The sequence below is a fragment of the Mesorhizobium sp. M1227 genome, assembly GCF_040318315.1.
Lineage (GTDB): Bacteria > Pseudomonadota > Alphaproteobacteria > Rhizobiales > Rhizobiaceae > Mesorhizobium.
Genome location: NZ_JAMYLZ010000026.1, coordinates 22,659 through 37,509, shown reverse-complemented (window position 1 = coordinate 37,509; position 14,851 = coordinate 22,659). Strand labels below are relative to the sequence as shown.

General features: G+C 61.6%; 11 protein-coding genes. 5 read left to right on the top strand and 6 right to left on the bottom strand.

Annotated elements, in window-relative coordinates; translation table 11 throughout:
* Window positions 1-87 precede the first annotated feature (87 nt).
* Window positions 88-1,506: a DEAD/DEAH box helicase gene (locus tag NKH28_RS24505; protein ID WP_352980623.1), complete on the bottom strand. Its 1,419-nt coding sequence runs from the start codon at window positions 1,504-1,506 to the stop codon at window positions 88-90.
* Window positions 1,507-1,893: 387 nt separating this feature from the next.
* Here NKH28_RS24505 and NKH28_RS24500 point away from each other — a divergent pair, with 387 nt between their 5' ends.
* Together NKH28_RS24500 and NKH28_RS24495 are read left to right on the top strand one after the other, a co-directional pair.
* On the top strand, window positions 1,894-3,426 hold the full coding sequence (locus tag NKH28_RS24500) for an acyl-CoA carboxylase subunit beta (protein ID WP_352471824.1): 1,533 nt from the start codon (window positions 1,894-1,896) through the stop codon (window positions 3,424-3,426).
* 7 nt (window positions 3,427-3,433) lie between these two features.
* A complete protein-coding gene (locus NKH28_RS24495; RefSeq protein ID WP_352471823.1) occupies window positions 3,434-4,504 on the top strand; it encodes a M48 family metallopeptidase in 1,071 nt (356 codons plus the stop codon).
* Window positions 4,505-4,548: 44 nt separating this feature from the next.
* Here the strand turns inward: NKH28_RS24495 and NKH28_RS24490 are convergent, their stop codons facing one another.
* Both NKH28_RS24490 and NKH28_RS24485 read right to left on the bottom strand, forming a co-directional pair.
* Entirely contained in the window at window positions 4,549-6,552 is a 2,004-nt protein-coding gene (locus tag NKH28_RS24490) for a hypothetical protein (RefSeq protein ID WP_352541995.1), read from the bottom strand.
* Complete coding sequence (locus NKH28_RS24485) at window positions 6,549-8,078, bottom strand: NAD(P)H-hydrate dehydratase (protein WP_352980622.1); 1,530 nt, start codon at window positions 8,076-8,078, stop codon at window positions 6,549-6,551. Before NKH28_RS24485 ends, NKH28_RS24490 begins: the two co-directional genes overlap by 4 nt.
* Before the next feature lie 354 nt (window positions 8,079-8,432).
* On the opposite strand from NKH28_RS24485, the gene NKH28_RS24480 reads away from it, so the two are divergent.
* Entirely contained in the window at window positions 8,433-8,771 is a 339-nt protein-coding gene (locus NKH28_RS24480; RefSeq protein ID WP_019857988.1) for a P-II family nitrogen regulator, read from the top strand.
* A gap of 53 nt (window positions 8,772-8,824) precedes the next feature.
* Window positions 8,825-10,234, top strand: a complete 1,410-nt coding sequence (gene glnA / locus NKH28_RS24475) for a type I glutamate--ammonia ligase (protein ID WP_352980621.1) — start codon at window positions 8,825-8,827, stop codon at window positions 10,232-10,234.
* 116 nt (window positions 10,235-10,350) lie between these two features.
* Here glnA and NKH28_RS24470 read toward each other — a convergent pair whose 3' ends face one another.
* On the bottom strand, window positions 10,351-11,391 hold the full coding sequence (locus NKH28_RS24470) for a glutamine synthetase beta-grasp domain-containing protein (RefSeq protein WP_352980620.1): 1,041 nt from the start codon (window positions 11,389-11,391) through the stop codon (window positions 10,351-10,353).
* A 319-nt stretch (window positions 11,392-11,710) separates the two neighbouring features.
* Here NKH28_RS24470 and NKH28_RS24465 point away from each other — a divergent pair, with 319 nt between their 5' ends.
* Window positions 11,711-11,905 carry a DUF2735 domain-containing protein gene (locus NKH28_RS24465; RefSeq protein ID WP_352451032.1) on the top strand — a complete coding sequence of 65 codons (195 nt, stop codon included), beginning with the start codon at window positions 11,711-11,713 and terminating at the stop codon, window positions 11,903-11,905.
* A 76-nt stretch (window positions 11,906-11,981) separates the two neighbouring features.
* Here the strand turns inward: NKH28_RS24465 and NKH28_RS24460 are convergent, their stop codons facing one another.
* On the bottom strand, window positions 11,982-13,871 hold the full coding sequence (locus tag NKH28_RS24460) for an MFS transporter (RefSeq protein WP_352980619.1): 1,890 nt from the start codon (window positions 13,869-13,871) through the stop codon (window positions 11,982-11,984).
* A 187-nt stretch (window positions 13,872-14,058) separates the two neighbouring features.
* On the bottom strand, window positions 14,059-14,850 hold the full coding sequence (locus NKH28_RS24455) for an ATP12 family chaperone protein (RefSeq protein WP_352919803.1): 792 nt from the start codon (window positions 14,848-14,850) through the stop codon (window positions 14,059-14,061).
* Between the last annotated feature and the right edge of the window lies 1 nt (window position 14,851).

Below are 14,851 nucleotides of genomic sequence, written 5' to 3'. Positions count from 1 at the left end.
GCAAGAGGGCGACCGAAGCATCGCTCCGGTCGCCCTCTTCAATCGTATTCGACCAAGCCAGGCTTGGCTGACCGCAACACGGTCAGATTATGCGGCCCGCGCTGCTGGCCGCTTGCCGCCGAAGCGGCGTTTGTTATTGCCCTTGAAGGGCTTGGCGCCTTCCGGCTTGCGCTCGCCCGCAAAGGCCGGCTTGTCGCCGAACCGCTTCTTGCCGAAGCCGTTGTTTGCGCCGCTGGGCCGCCTGCCGTCGCGACGGCCATTGTGGTCGTTGCGATCATTGGCCGGTTCGAAGCTGCGCTCATTCTTCTCGGCGGGATTGCGCTGCGGATCGGGGCTGCCGAGATGGTCGGCAATGATCGGCAGCTTGGTGCGGATGATGCGCTCGACCTGACGCAGCTTGCTGTTTTCAGACGGGTCGCAGAGTGTGATGGCGATGCCGTCCATGCCGTTGCGGCCGGTGCGGCCGATCCGGTGGACATAGCTCTCCGCCTCGTCCGGCAGGTCGAAATTCACCACATGGCTGATGCCGGGCACGTCGATGCCGCGTGCCGCAATGTCGGTCGCCACGAGAATGCGCACCGAACCCTCACGGAAATCGTTGAGTGCCTTCTGACGGGCATTCTGCGACTTGTTGCCGTGGATGACGGCGGCCTTGAAGCCGTCGCGCTCGAGATCCTTGGTCACCCTGTCGGCGCCATGCTTGGTGCGCGAGAAGATGATGACGGACTTCATCGCCTCACCGGCAAGCATGTTGGCCAGCACCTGGCGCTTCTGCTTGGTGCGGGCAAAGACGACACCCTGCACGATCTCGGCTGCCGCGGTGCTGTGAGGAGCGACTTCGACGCGGATCGGGTTCTTCAGCAGGCCTTTCGCCAGTTCGGCGATCTCGGCCGGCATGGTCGCCGAGAACAGCACCGTCTGACGGTCCGGCGCCGTCGCCTTGGCGATGCGCTTCACGTCGTTGATGAAGCCCATGTCGAGCATGCGGTCGCCTTCATCGAGCACCAGCCATTTGGTGTCGGCAAGCATCAGGTCGCCTTCACGCACAAGGTCGGTCAGCCGACCGGGCGTTGCGATCAGGATGTCGACGCCGGGCGCGACCTTCTTCACCTGGCTGAAGCGCGAGACGCCGCCCAGCACGAGCGCGGTCGATACATGCGCGCCCTTGGCGAGCAGCTTGATCATCTCCTCGATCTGCACCGCAAGTTCACGTGTCGGCGCCAGGATCAGCGCTCGGGCCGTCTTCGGCCGGCGCTTGGTACCAAGTGCGATGATCTTCGACAGGATCGGCAGCGCGAACGCCGCCGTCTTGCCCGAGCCGGTCTGGGCGATGCCGAAAATGTCGCGGCCTTCGAGCTGCGGCGGGATCGCCTGGGCCTGGATCGGCTTCGGATCGGTAAAACCGGCGGCATTGGTGGCCTTGAGCAGTGCGCCGGTGATTCCAAGTGCGGCGAAACCGTTCGGTTCCGCAGTGTCCTTACCGGTCAAAGTGTTTTCATTGGTCAAAATATTCTTCTTTCATGCGGCTCCTGGCCGCAAACATCGATGGCGGCAGGGCGCAACCTGCCGTCGAAAATTGTCATGAAACGACAAGGCGGGCGGACGTCATCGTCCGCACGGCTGCGCTGTCGTGCCCGCAGGCTTCATGCCACGGGGCTTTTTCGCCACCTTGCCGATATGTCGGGAAGAGGGAAAACAGACGCAACCAGTCTCATTCATCGAGAAGGCCGGACTATCCCGGCCCAAGCGCCTATGCCGCCGCATATGGCCCAGTTCGCATCGAAATGCAAGGGGCCTGATGTTGCAGCGCAGCAAAAGCCATGAGGAAGCGGCGCTTGCGCTCTCTCGCGGGCATGATTACCACAATGCAGCTTTCCGTTTCGGGGACCGGTCATGAAGGACGTGCTGAAGGAACTCGAGCGCCGCCGCGAGATCGCCCGCATGGGCGGCGGCCAGGCCCGCATCGACGCCCAGCACAAGAAGGGCAAGCTGACCGCCCGCGAACGCATAGACGTCTTTCTCGACGAGGGCTCGTTCGAGGAGTTCGACATGTATGTCGAGCACCGCTCGACCGATTTCGGCATGGAGAAAACCAAGATCGCCGGCGACGGCGTCGTTACCGGCTGGGGCACCGTCAACGGTCGCCCGGTCTATCTTTTCGCCAAGGATTTCACCGTGTTCGGCGGCTCGCTGTCCGAGGCCCATGCCGAAAAGGTGGTCAAGGTCCAGGAGATGGCGCTGCGCAATCGCGCGCCGATCATCGGCCTTTACGACGCCGGCGGCGCCCGCATCCAGGAAGGCGTGGCGGCGCTCGGCGGCTATGCCGAGATCTTCCAGCGCAATGTACTGGCCTCCGGCGTCATCCCGCAGATTTCACTGATCATGGGCCCCTGCGCCGGCGGCGATGTCTATTCGCCGGCGATGACTGACTTCATCTTCATGGTTCGCGAAACCTCCTACATGTTCGTCACCGGGCCGGATGTGGTGAAGACCGTAACCAACGAGACGGTCACCGCCGAAAGCCTCGGCGGCGCTTCTATCCACACGACGAAGTCCTCGATCGCCGACGGAGCCTACGACAATGACGTCGAGGCGCTGCTGCAGATGCGCCGGCTGGTCGATCTGCTGCCCGCTTCCAACACGGCGGAAATTCCCGAGATCGAATGCTACCAGTCGGTCACCGATCACGATCTGTCGCTCGACAGGCTGATCCCCGACAATGCCAACAAACCCTACGACATCAAAGAGTTGATCCTTAAAGTTGCCGACGAGGGTGACTTCTTCGAGATCCAGCAGAATTTTGCGAAAAACATCGTCACCGGCTTCGGCCGTATCGAGGGCCGCACCGTCGGCTTCGTCGCCAACCAGCCGATGGTGCTGGCCGGCGTGCTCGATTCGGATGCCAGCCGCAAGGCGGCTCGTTTCGTGCGCTTCTGCGACTGCTTCTCGATCCCGATCGTCACCTTCGTCGACGTGCCGGGCTTCCTGCCCGGCACCGCGCAGGAATATGGCGGGTTGATCAAGCACGGCGCCAAGCTTCTGTTCGCCTATGCCGAAGCGACCGTGCCAAAGATCACCGTCATCACCAGAAAGGCCTATGGCGGTGCCTATGACGTCATGGCGTCAAAGCATTTGCGCGGTGACATGAACTATGCGTGGCCAACGGCGCAGATTGCGGTGATGGGCGCCAGGGGCGCAGTCGAGATCATCTATCGCAAGGATATCGGCGACGCGGAGAAAATTGCAGCGCACACAAAAGCTTACGAGGATCGCTTCCTGTCCCCCTTCGTTGCCGCCGAGCGTGGCTATGTCGACGAGGTGATCATGCCGCATTCAACCCGCCGCCGCATCGCCCGCGCGCTCAGGATGCTGCGCAACAAGGATATGCAAAACCCCTGGAAGAAGCACGACAACATTCCGCTGTGAGGGGTTGATGTCGCGCCTGGTCTTCTACATGGGAGCGCGCTTCGGCAGGTTTGCCGTCCTGCTTTTCGCTCTGCCGCTGTTCTGCCCAACAGTCTTATGGTTCTGGTTTCTCGACCGGCATCCGCTCGCCGTCATCGCGGCTGGCGTTGTTGCGATCCCAGCTGCGATGCTGGGCATGGTTCTGTTGATCGGGACATTGTTCGCCGGTTTTCGACCCAGCAAGGTGGACGGGATCACTCGGGAATCAGCCCCGAAATTATGGGCCATCTGGGAGAGTATTGCCGGCAAACACCGCGCCAGCCGGACTACCATCGTGCTGAGCCCCGATCTCAACGCTAGCATCGGTGAAGAGCGGCCGTTTGTGGGCCTGCTTGGTCGCAGGGCAATTCTCACCGTGGGCCTGCCGCTGCTCGCAGTGACCGACCAAAAGGGGTTTGCGGCGATCTTGGCCCATGAGGACGCCCATCTGAAAAATAAAGATACAAATGGCGGGCTCAACCTGGCCGAACTCGAAAAGAGCTTCGATCTAATCTTTGACTTCGCCCCACCGGGAAAAACAGTTTCGGGCAGCCTGTTCTACTGGATGCTTGGCCCGCTGTCGCGCACGCTGGAGCGCGAAGAAATACGGTTGTCGCGGCGGGCGGAAATTGACGCGGATCGTCATGCAGCGATGTCCGGCGATGCATATGAAGCGGCCCGCGCCCTGCTGCTGGTCGGTGCCGCCAGTGCGTTCTTCGATGACCAAGTGTATATTCCGCTTAAACGTGAACTGCTTGGCACCATGGTACCGCCTCGTCCACCACTCGAAAGAATTCTGGCGGCCGCCAGTCACCTGTCGAGGCTTCCCATCCTGCAAGAATATGCGCAAAAGGCCTGGGACGCGCCAGATAACGAAAGCGCGGATCATCCGCCCTGGTCCGAACGTTTGACTGCTCTTGGATTTAGCTCGGCTCCAGAGATAGAACCAATTCTGGTTTCCGCCTTGTCGAGCCTGCTGAGCGATGAGATCGTCGCCGAACATGTCCGCCATTTCGACGGCGAATGGACATCGAAGATCGCCGACTATCTCGATCGATAGCTATCCACCTGAAACTATAGCGGCTAATGCCCAGTCGGCGCAGGCTATTCCGCTTCCGCCGCTCCGAACCCGCCCCCCCTCGTCGCGCGGACAGCGCCCGACCATGGCGTGGCGTGATTGTCGATGCGCATCTGGAAGATAAAATAAGTCGGCGAGCAGAAGCCGATGCCCTTCACTTTGCCGATACCGGGTGTATCCGGCGGCAGCGACTGACACATGTAATCCTCTCGGCAGAAATGGTCGGCCGAGCAGGCAGGACGATTGCCGCGATTGACGGCGCCGCCCAGGCACTGGTCGAAATTATTGGTCGCCACGCAGGTGTCGAATTTCTTGCCGCCAACCAGCCCGCAAATCTCGTTCGGCATCGGCTTGCCCGTCTTGAAGGCGGCAAAGCTGCGATCCCGGTCATCGCAGCCGCGATAGGCGATACCCGCCGGCACACCGATCTTCGGCGGTCGGCAGGTGTAGGCGACGCGCGAAATGCCTGGCGCGAACGCGGCGAACTGACCGGTGATGGTATACCGGTCATTGAAAGGCCGTGCCGGGTTGCTGGCGATGGATCCCGTTAAACAAGGGTGGCCGGAAAACATGTCTTCGCTGTCCTTGGGCAACAGGCATTGCGCCAGCTTGGTGCGCACGCCGGACGCGGTGGTCAACGGCGTGCAGACGGTGCCGCCACCGCATTGCCATGTCGCGCCGAAGCGGGCCGCATCTTCCGGCATGAAGCACGGCATCGCCATTTCGGCCGGCGAATAGGCAATTTCGCCGGCATCGTTCCATGTCGCCGGCGGCGCGAAGGACAGCGGGCGGAAGCGGTTCGGTTCCTTGCCGTCGGCAGTCGCGTGCAGCCAGGCGACGCGGCGCGGGATGTCGGCGTGGAGATGCGGCGAGATGCCGACCTCGATGCGGTTGAGCGGCGAGGTTGTCTTGTCGTCAAGTCCGATAAAATGGAAGCCGGCGGTCGAGCCCGCCTGATGGCAGCCCTGGCAGGCGCCGTTGTCCAGCCGCTCGGCCAGTGCCTCCGGCGTGCGCACCAGCTTCAGCGCGGAGAAATCGACACCAGCGAAATCCGCGGGCTGGAACAGTGGCGTGAACGGGTGGTTGGCCTGCCTTGCACTGCCGAAGGTCGACCACGAAATGACCTTCCTTGCCAAGAATTCATCGGGGATTTGGTAGACGCCGAGATCGACCGCCGCGACATTGGGGCGGACATAGTTGGCAAGTCTTGCTTTCAGCGCAGCGTCTTCGGCGAGACGTGCCGTGTCGGGCGTGTTTTCCAGCGGCTTTTCGCTGACAGCCGCTCCGTCGATGCCGAAGATACGCATGAGATAGGCAGCCTGCCCGCCGAATTCGGTCTCCTGGCCGGAGGGGAAGCGCACCACTTGCGCATTGAGCTCGAGCTGCTTGAAGGTGAGCGCCGTCCTTTCCAGCGGCCCACCGGTCAGCCAGCCGGCATCGACGCTCTCGTCGAGTTGTGGTGCCCAGCGTCCGGCGACGCCGACACAACCGCCGTCGGCATCCGGCGCGGCATCGTAGACGGCACTGAAATTGAACGGCAGGCGCGAGGCCAGAACCTTGCCGTTCTTCTTGAAGCCGTAGGCGAGGCGATAGATGAAGCGCACTTCGCCGCAACTCGTGTCGCCTTGCAAGGCGGCGAAGTCGCGCCGGTCGAGCCGGTTGACCACGCCGACAAGGCGGAAGCGTGCGGCCTCGGTCCTCAGCCAGCGCATGTCCATGACGCGGCCAACATTGCCGTCGGTCACCTCGTAAAGCGGCCGGCCGCCGGCCTTCATCTCGGCCCGCAATGCCGCGACGTCGCTTGCAATCGTTTCGACGATCGCGTGGTAAGCGGGCGCCTTATCATAAAGCGTCTTCAAATCGCCGTTGCCATCGACGCCGAAAATGCCGGCGAACCCGTAACCGTTGCTGTCGAGAGCGGCGAGAACGGCCGGGTCGTCGACGATCGTCAGCGGAGTTTCGGCGTTCGCAGCCTGCGCCATGAATACGGCGCCGACGATCGCAACGAGCAGCGCGAACATGCGGTTCATTCGGCAGCTATCCCGCGACTTTCGATAAGCTCGCGCAGGACCGGCACCAGCGCCAGCGGCAGGTCCTCGGCGATCAGCCCCGGTCCGAAACGGCTGCCGGCCTCGGCATGGATCCAGACTGCCGCACAGGCCGCTTCAAAGGCCGGCATGCCCTGCGCCAGCAGCGCGGCGATGATACCCGACAGCACGTCGCCCGAACCGGCGGTGGCCAACCAAGGCGCGCCATTGCCGTTGATCGCTGCCCGGCCATCGGGGGCCGCAATCACAGTGTCGGCACCCTTGTAGACGAGAGTGGCGTTGGCCCGTTCGGCTGCGGCGCGTGCCTTGGCGAGTTTGGACAGGTCCTTGTCCTCGGCGATATCTGAAAAAAGCCTGGCGAATTCGCCGTCATGCGGCGTCATCACCAGAGCCGGCGCGCTCGGCCGGCTGGCGGCTTCGAACAGGGCATCCGGCGCGTCGCGAAACGAGGTGACGCCGTCGGCGTCGAGCACCAAGGCCTCAATCCCGCCGCCCTGCCCATGGGCGCCATTCAGCACGGCCAGGGCGAATTCGCGCGTCTTCTCACCAATGCCAAATCCCGGGCCGAGCACGAAGGCCGATGGCCGGCGGCTGCCGACGAATTCGTCCACATCCGCGACAGTGTCTAGCTTGCGCAGCATGATCGAGGTCAGATGCGCCGCGTTCACATGGATGGCGTTCGCCGGCGACAGCAAGGTGACGGCCCCTGCCCCGCTCCTGGCCGCGGCAAGCGCCGACAGCCGCGCAGCACCCGTCGCCGACGGCCCGCCGGAAAAGACGCCGACATGGCCGCGTTTATACTTATGGGCGTCGACGGCCGGAACCGGAAAGCGGCCAAGCCAGAGCGCCGGAATGTTCTCGAATGTTCGTGGTTCAAGCTGCGCAACAACACTGTCGCTTATGCCGATATCAGCGAGCACGATTTCGCCGCACAGCTCGCGCCCCGGTAACAAAAGATGGCCTGGCTTTTTTCGCGCAAAGGTCACGGTGATTCGGGCGTGGAAAGCCTGACCGAGGACATTGCCGCTCTCACCGGAGACGCCCGACGGCAGGTCGACCGCGACGACCGGCGAATTCAACTCCGCCACATTATCGATCGCCTTGGCGGGGTCGCCGGATAGCGGCTTGGACAGCCCCGCCCCGTAAAGCGCATCGACCACGATCGAGCCCGTCTCGGCAACGAAATCCGACAGCGGCCGAGCTTCAACCGGGCACTCCGAGGCAGCGACTGCCGCATCGCTGCCGCCTTTAGGCGATCCGGACGCCCATACCGAGACGTCGACGGCGCTCTCCCGAAGGATGCGCGCCACGACATAGCCGTCGCCGCCATTGTTGCCGGGGCCGCAAAGCACATGGACGCGCGTTGCGTTCGGGTAGCGCTTGAGTACTACGGCAGCAACCGCAGCACCGGCATTGCGCATCAGGCCGATGCCGTCGAATGGACCAGCGGCAATCGCCAGCCGGTCGGCCTCAGCCATTTCGGACGGAGACAGAAGTTCATTGCTCATGCGGGCGACATGCACATCATTTCCCCAAGCATTGTCCAGTTTTTGATCCGACGCAAACCACGAAGGTCCCCAAGCAATTTGGCGGCGTACATCGTTCGGGACGGCGCGCAGCTGCCCATGAAATACCCGATCTGCCCAATTTTTGTGCGGACGGCAGGACCGGCGGTGTGTAGGCTCGCGGCATTCATGGCGCATCCAACGCTGCGAATGACGCGAATGTACATTCCCGCGTGGCATGGTATCCAAATCATGTGAGGCCGTTCGGCGCCCCATCAATTGGCACAGTTCGTGCTTGATTGAGGCGCAAGCGGGGCTCACAACCCGTCTTTTTTGGCAGTGGAGGCCACTTTTTACATGAAAAAGATCGAAGCGATCATCAAGCCGTTCAAGCTAGACGAAGTGAAGGAAGCGCTTCAGGAGGCCGGCCTGCAAGGTATCACCGTTACCGAGGCCAAAGGGTTTGGCCGCCAGAAGGGCCATACCGAGCTTTATCGCGGCGCCGAATATGTCGTCGACTTCCTGCCGAAGGTGAAAATCGAAGTCGTGCTCGGCGACGATGCGGTCGAAGCAGCGATCGAAGCCATCCGCAAGGCGGCCCAGACTGGCCGCATCGGCGATGGCAAGATCTTCGTCTCCAATATCGAGGAAGTGGTGCGCATCCGCACCGGCGAAACCGGCATGGACGCCGTCTGAATTTTCCCGTTAAAAGGCCATGTTCAAACGTCATCACATAGGGAAGCAGGGACATGACGACAGCCAAAGACATCATGAAGCAGATCAAGGACAGCGACGTTAAGTTCGTCGATCTGCGCTTCACCGATCCGAAGGGCAAACTGCAGCACGTTACGATGGATGTCGTCGAGGTCGAGGAAGACATGTTTGCCGATGGCGTCATGTTCGACGGTTCCTCGATCGCCGGCTGGAAGGCGATCAACGAGTCCGACATGGTGCTGATGCCGGATTCCGATACGGTGCATATGGACCCGTTCTTCGCGCAGTCGACCATGGTCATCCTGTGCGACATCCTCGATCCGATCTCCGGGGAGTCCTACAATCGCGACCCGCGCGGCACCGCTAAAAAAGCCGAGGCCTACATGAAGGCCGAAGGCATCGGCGACCAGATCTTCGTCGGCCCGGAAGCCGAGTTCTTCGTCTTCGACGATGTCAAGTATAAGGCCGACCCCTACAACACCGGCTTCAGGCTGGATTCCACCGAACTGCCGTCCAATGACGATACCGACTACGAGACCGGCAACCTCGGTCACCGGCCGCGCATCAAGGGCGGTTATTTCCCGGTGCCGCCGGTCGATTCGGCACAGGACATGCGCTCGGAAATGCTCACCGTGCTCGCCGAGATGGGCGTGCGCGTTGAAAAGCACCATCACGAAGTGGCCGCCGCCCAGCACGAGCTCGGCATCAAGTTCGACACGCTGGTCCGCAACGCCGACAAGATGCTGATCTATAAATATGTCGTGCACCAGGTCGCCAACGCCTATGGGAAGACGGCCACTTTCATGCCGAAGCCGGTGTTCGGCGACAATGGCTCGGGCATGCATGTCCACCAGTCGATCTGGAAGGAAGGCAAGCCGACCTTCGCCGGCAACGAATATGCCGGCCTGTCGGAAAGCTGCCTGTTCTATATCGGCGGCATCATCAAGCATGCCAAGGCGATCAACGCCTTCACCAACCCGCTGACCAACTCCTACAAGCGCCTGGTGCCGGGCTATGAGGCGCCGGTGCTGCTCGCCTATTCGGCACGCAACCGCTCGGCCTCCTGCCGCATTCCATTCGGCTCATCGCCGAAATCCAAGCGCGTCGAGGTCCGCTTTCCCGATCCGGGCGCGAACCCCTATCTCGCCTTCGCCGCCATGCTGATGGCCGGCCTCGACGGCATCAAGAACAAGATCCACCCGGGACAGCCGATGGACAAGGATCTCTACGATCTGCCGCCGAAGGAATTGAAGAAAATCCCGACCGTCTGCGGCTCGCTGCGCGAAGCCCTGCAGAGCCTCGACAAGGACCGCGGCTTCCTGAAGGCCGGCGGCGTCTTCGACGACGACCAGATCGACAGCTACATCGAGCTCAAGATGGCCGAGGTGATGCGCTTCGAAATGACCCCGCATCCGGTCGAATACGATATGTATTATTCCGTGTGATCTGGATTGTTGCAGCCAATAGAAAAAACCCCGGCAGAGACGCCGGGGTTTTTTATTGTGATGCGATTGGAGAGAAAGTCACAGCGCAGACCTGAGGTCCACGCCGTGACGAATGCTCAAGCCGCGGCCGAAACCTCGGCGCTGGTCGGGACGGAGGCGATCGTCTTCAATATCTGCGAGGCGATCTGGTAGGGGTCGCCCTGCGAGTTCGGCCGGCGATCCTCGAGATAGCCCTTGTAGCCGTTGTTGATGAAGGAGTGCGGCACGCGGATCGAGGCGCCGCGATCGGCGATGCCGTAGCTGAACCTGTTCCACGGCGCAGTCTCGTGCTTGCCGGTCAAACGCTTGTCGTTGTCCGGCCCGTAGACGGCGATGTGATCCATCAGGTTCTTGTCGAAGGCCGCCATCAGCGCTTCGAAATAGGCCTTGCCGCCGACTTCGCGCATATAGGCTGTCGAGAAGTTGGCATGCATGCCGGACCCGTTCCAGTCGGTGTCGCCGAGCGGCTTGCAGTGGTATTCGATGTCGACGCCGTATTTCTCGGTCAGGCGCTGCATCAAATAGCGTGCCATCCACATCTGGTCGGCGGCCTTCTTGGAGCCCTTGCCGAAGATCTGGAATTCCCACTGGCCTTTGGCCACCTCGGCGTTGATGCCTTCATGGTTGATGCCGGCGGCAAGGCAAAGGTCAAGATGCTCCTCGACGATCTGCCTAGCGACGGAGCCGACATTGCTGTAGCCGACGCCGGTGTAGTACGGGCCTTGCGGCGCCGGATAGCCACTCTCGGGGAAGCCGAGCGGACGGCCGTCCTTGTAGAAGAAATATTCCTGCTCGAAGCCGAACCAGGCGCCCTCGTCGTCGAGAATGGTGGCGCGCTTGTTGGACGCATGCGGCGTCACGCCGTCCGGCATCATGACCTCGCACATGACGAGCGCGCCATTAGTGCGGGCGGGATCCGGATAAACGGCGACCGGCTTCAAAACGCAGTCGGAGCTGTGGCCCTCGGCCTGCATGGTCGAAGAACCGTCGAAGCCCCACAGCGGAAGCTGGTCGAGCGTCGGAAACTCGGCGTAGTCCTTGACCTGCGTCTTTCCGCGAAGATTGGGAACCGGGGTGTATCCATCGAGCCAAATGTACTCGAGCTTGTATTTCGTCATTCTAGCCTCTCGTTGCTTGATCACCGAACCCTGGATGGCGCCGGGGCGAGCCGGCCTATCCAGCAGCCGACCTGCCGGATTACTAAAATGCAATTCGTGTGCCATTCTCGCCGGCGATGGATGCGGCAAAAGTGAGGTTGTATCCGCCCAAAATCGCTGGTCCGCTGTCATGCTGCGTTCGGATCATCCACAAGCACATTTTGCACAAATAATATGCAAGTACTGATCTTTTCGTAATCATATTGCCTATTTCGATTGCTGAACCTATGTTGGGGAAAGGTTGAATCGGCAAGGTTCTGTCGAAGAAAGGAAACCGACAATGGAAATCACTTCCACTCGTCAGTCGGCCAAAATCCTGATGTTCCCGGTGGCAGCGCGCGCTTCTGCCTCAAATTTAAGCGGAAAGGCTAAGTTCGCGGCAGAACTTGCTTCGTTGCGCAACCGCACGGATTTCGGAAGTGCCTGGTATCATGAGGCAGCGATCGAGGAAGCGAACCAGGATCGGAAGAGCTAAGCCCTGCGCTCGATAAATTGAAAAAGCCCGGCGCGATCGCTCGCGCCGGGCTTTGCTTTGAACCGGACAGGCCGGCTTACTGTTTGGTGTGCAGGTCCGTTCCGAGCGTATCCCTGACAAAGATCATGCCGATGATCAGCGACATCGCCGCGATCACCACCGGGTACCAGAGTCCGTAGTAGATATCGCCCTTGTAGGCGCTGAGCGCGAACACCGTCGCCGGCAGCAGCCCGCCGAACCAGCCATTGCCGATATGGTAGGGCAGCGACATGCCGGTGTAGCGGATGCGGGTCGGGAACATCTCGACCAGGATCGCGGCGATCGGCCCGTAGACCATCGTGACGAAGATCACGAGGATGAGCAGGATGCCGATCGTCATCGGCCAGTTGACCGCCGCCGGGTCGGCGAACATGGCGAAGGGACCGCCGCCCGGTACGGTGTAGACGGTGACCTCGGGAGCTCCCGCAGCCTGATCGGCAGTCAGCAGCTTGTCCTTGATCGCCTGGTCGGTCGGAACCATGGCCTTCTCGCCGGCGCGGATCGCGGCCGCATCGAGCTTCAGTTCGGGATTGGCCGCGATGAAGGCTTCGAGCTTCTGATCCGGCACCTTCGCCGCTGCCCGTTTCAGCGGATAGCCGCCGTCCTGAAGCGCCGTGTTTACCGCCTTGGCGAAAACAGCGTCCTTGGCCTTGGCTTGATCGCCGGCTGCGGTGGCGTCATACGACTCAACCGTCTCGTTGCCGATTTTGACCGACGCAGCAGTGCCGGGCGCTGCCGTGGCCACTACGTCATAAGGCACCGAGTTCTTGGTCAGAAACGAGGTGGCGATATCGCAGGACGTGGTGAACTTCGCCGTGCCCACCGGGTTGAACTGGAACTTGCAGTCTCCCGGTGCCGCGGTCACCGTCGCACGGGTGTTCTGCTGCGCGGTGGCGAGCGCCGGGTTGGCTGCCCAGGTCAGCGCCTTGAACAACGGGAAGGTGCAGACGATCGCCAGTGCAAGGCCGGCCATGATAATCGGCTTGCGGCCGATCTTGTCGGAGAGCCAGCCGAACACGACGAAGAAGATCGAGCCAACAGCCAGAGCAATCGCGATCATGATGTTGACCGATTGCGGATCGACCTTGAGCACGTTCTGCAAGAAGAACAGCGCGTAGAACTGGCCATTGTACCAAACTACGGCCTGACCGGCTGTGAGGCCGAGCAGCGCCAGCAGCGCGATCTTGGCGTTCTTCCACTGACCGAAGGCTTCTGACAGCGGCGCCTTGGAGCCTTTGCCTTCGTCCTTCATGCGCTGGAAGGTCGGCGATTCAGAAAGCGACAGCCGGATCCAGATCGAAATGCCGAGGAGGAGGAAGGAAACGATGAACGGAATGCGCCAGCCCCAGGCGGCGTAGGTTTCCTTGGTCATCGACCCCTGGACGATCAGGATGACGATCAGCGACAGGAACAGGCCGAGCGTTGCCGTCGTCTGTATCCACGATGTGTAGTAGCCGCGGCGATCGTCGGGTGCATGCTCGGCGACATAGGTGGCGGCACCGCCATACTCGCCGCCGAGCGCCAGGCCTTGCAACATGCGCAAGATGATCAGGATCACGGGAGCGGCGATGCCCAAAGTCGCATAGCCAGGCAGCAAGCCGACCAGGAAGGTCGACAGGCCCATGATCGTCATGGTGACAAGGAAAGTGTATTTACGGCCGACAAGGTCGCCGATGCGGCCGAACAGCAATGCGCCGAACGGGCGCACGAGGAAGCCAGCGGCAAACGCCAGCAGCGCGAAAATATTGCGCGTCGCTTCCGGAATGGTTGGACTGAAAAAAGTCGAACCAATGAACACTGCCAGCGAGCCGTAGAGATAAAAATCGTACCATTCGAAAACGGTGCCGAGCGAGGAAGCGAAGATGACCTTCTTCTCCTCGCGCGTCATGCCGCGGCTTGTTTTGCCGGCGGTCGATGCCATTGCCATGAGCGTATCCTCCCGTGTGATTCCGTCAGTCCTCGATGCTGCGCGTCATCGTCCGCGTTTCCTCGGAACGCAGACTCAGTGCAGCCACCAGTACAAAAAATGACAGAAAGCGCCGTCCAGAGGCAGACCGTCTTTGGGATTATGACTTTGGTCTAATGTGCAGTGCGAAATAGAAACGACGGTGCGGTCAGCCTTTGAGAGCTTCGAGCAGCGTGACTGCCGCCATCATGTCGCGCTTGCGGGCCGCGCGGTGCGCGACGGCCTCGGCATCATGGCCCCATTGCTCGGCCTGCCAGTCCTCGTCGACATGACCGGCAGCCCAGGCCGCCTCGCCGTCGAGCTCGCCGAAGTCGACGGCCAGCGCCAGCAGCGCCGATCCGGTCAGCGACGTCATGACGTGGATGGCGGCAAGGCGCAGCGGATCGGCACGTTGGGCAAGATGCTGGCCAAGCAGCGCGATACTCTCGCGCGGCTGTTCGACATGGATCACGCCTTCGGCAAGATGGAACCGGGCGCCGAGAGCGCTGCGCACCCAGTCGATGACCGGATCCCAAAGCTCGTTCTGCCGGTCGACGAGTCCTTGGGGCGCATCGGCGCGGTAGCAGAGCAGATCGGACGAGGCAAAGCGCAGGATGTCCTCCAGCACGGCCTGGGGATCACTGGCGACGCCATCGATTGCCGTATTGACCAGACGCATCACCGGCATCGTCACCGGGTTGATGGTCTCCTCCTGTGCGGCGAATTCCTCGGCGACCAGAGCAGCCGCCTTTTCGGTCGGCAGCGCCAGCAGCGCCTTGGCCGGCGTGCGGACGGGCTTGCCATCGAGATGGACGGCAAAACCGTCTTCGACCGGTGCTACCGCGACGGTCTTGTAGAAGCGCTTCGGCAGCGGCGTCTTCATCTGGATCTGGGCGCGACGCACCGGGTCCGGATCGGAGAGCTGCTTTCCAGCTTCGAGGTCGTTCAATATATCGCGCATG

Coding starts and splice junctions, on each gene's coding strand:
- NKH28_RS24500 (WP_352471824.1), top strand. CDS start 1,894: ATGAAGGACGTGCTGAAGGAACTCGAGCGCCGCCGCGAGATCGCCCGC.
- NKH28_RS24495 (WP_352471823.1), top strand. CDS start 3,434: ATGTCGCGCCTGGTCTTCTACATGGGAGCGCGCTTCGGCAGGTTTGCC.
- NKH28_RS24490 (WP_352541995.1), bottom strand. CDS start 6,552: ATGAACCGCATGTTCGCGCTGCTCGTTGCGATCGTCGGCGCCGTATTC.
- NKH28_RS24485 (WP_352980622.1), bottom strand. CDS start 8,078: ATGAGCAATGAACTTCTGTCTCCGTCCGAAATGGCTGAGGCCGACCGG.
- NKH28_RS24480 (WP_019857988.1), top strand. CDS start 8,433: ATGAAAAAGATCGAAGCGATCATCAAGCCGTTCAAGCTAGACGAAGTG.
- glnA (WP_352980621.1), top strand. CDS start 8,825: ATGACGACAGCCAAAGACATCATGAAGCAGATCAAGGACAGCGACGTT.
- NKH28_RS24470 (WP_352980620.1), bottom strand. CDS start 11,391: ATGACGAAATACAAGCTCGAGTACATTTGGCTCGATGGATACACCCCG.
- NKH28_RS24465 (WP_352451032.1), top strand. CDS start 11,711: ATGGAAATCACTTCCACTCGTCAGTCGGCCAAAATCCTGATGTTCCCG.
- NKH28_RS24460 (WP_352980619.1), bottom strand. CDS start 13,871: ATGGCAATGGCATCGACCGCCGGCAAAACAAGCCGCGGCATGACGCGC.
- NKH28_RS24455 (WP_352919803.1), bottom strand. CDS start 14,850: ATGCGCGATATATTGAACGACCTCGAAGCTGGAAAGCAGCTCTCCGAT.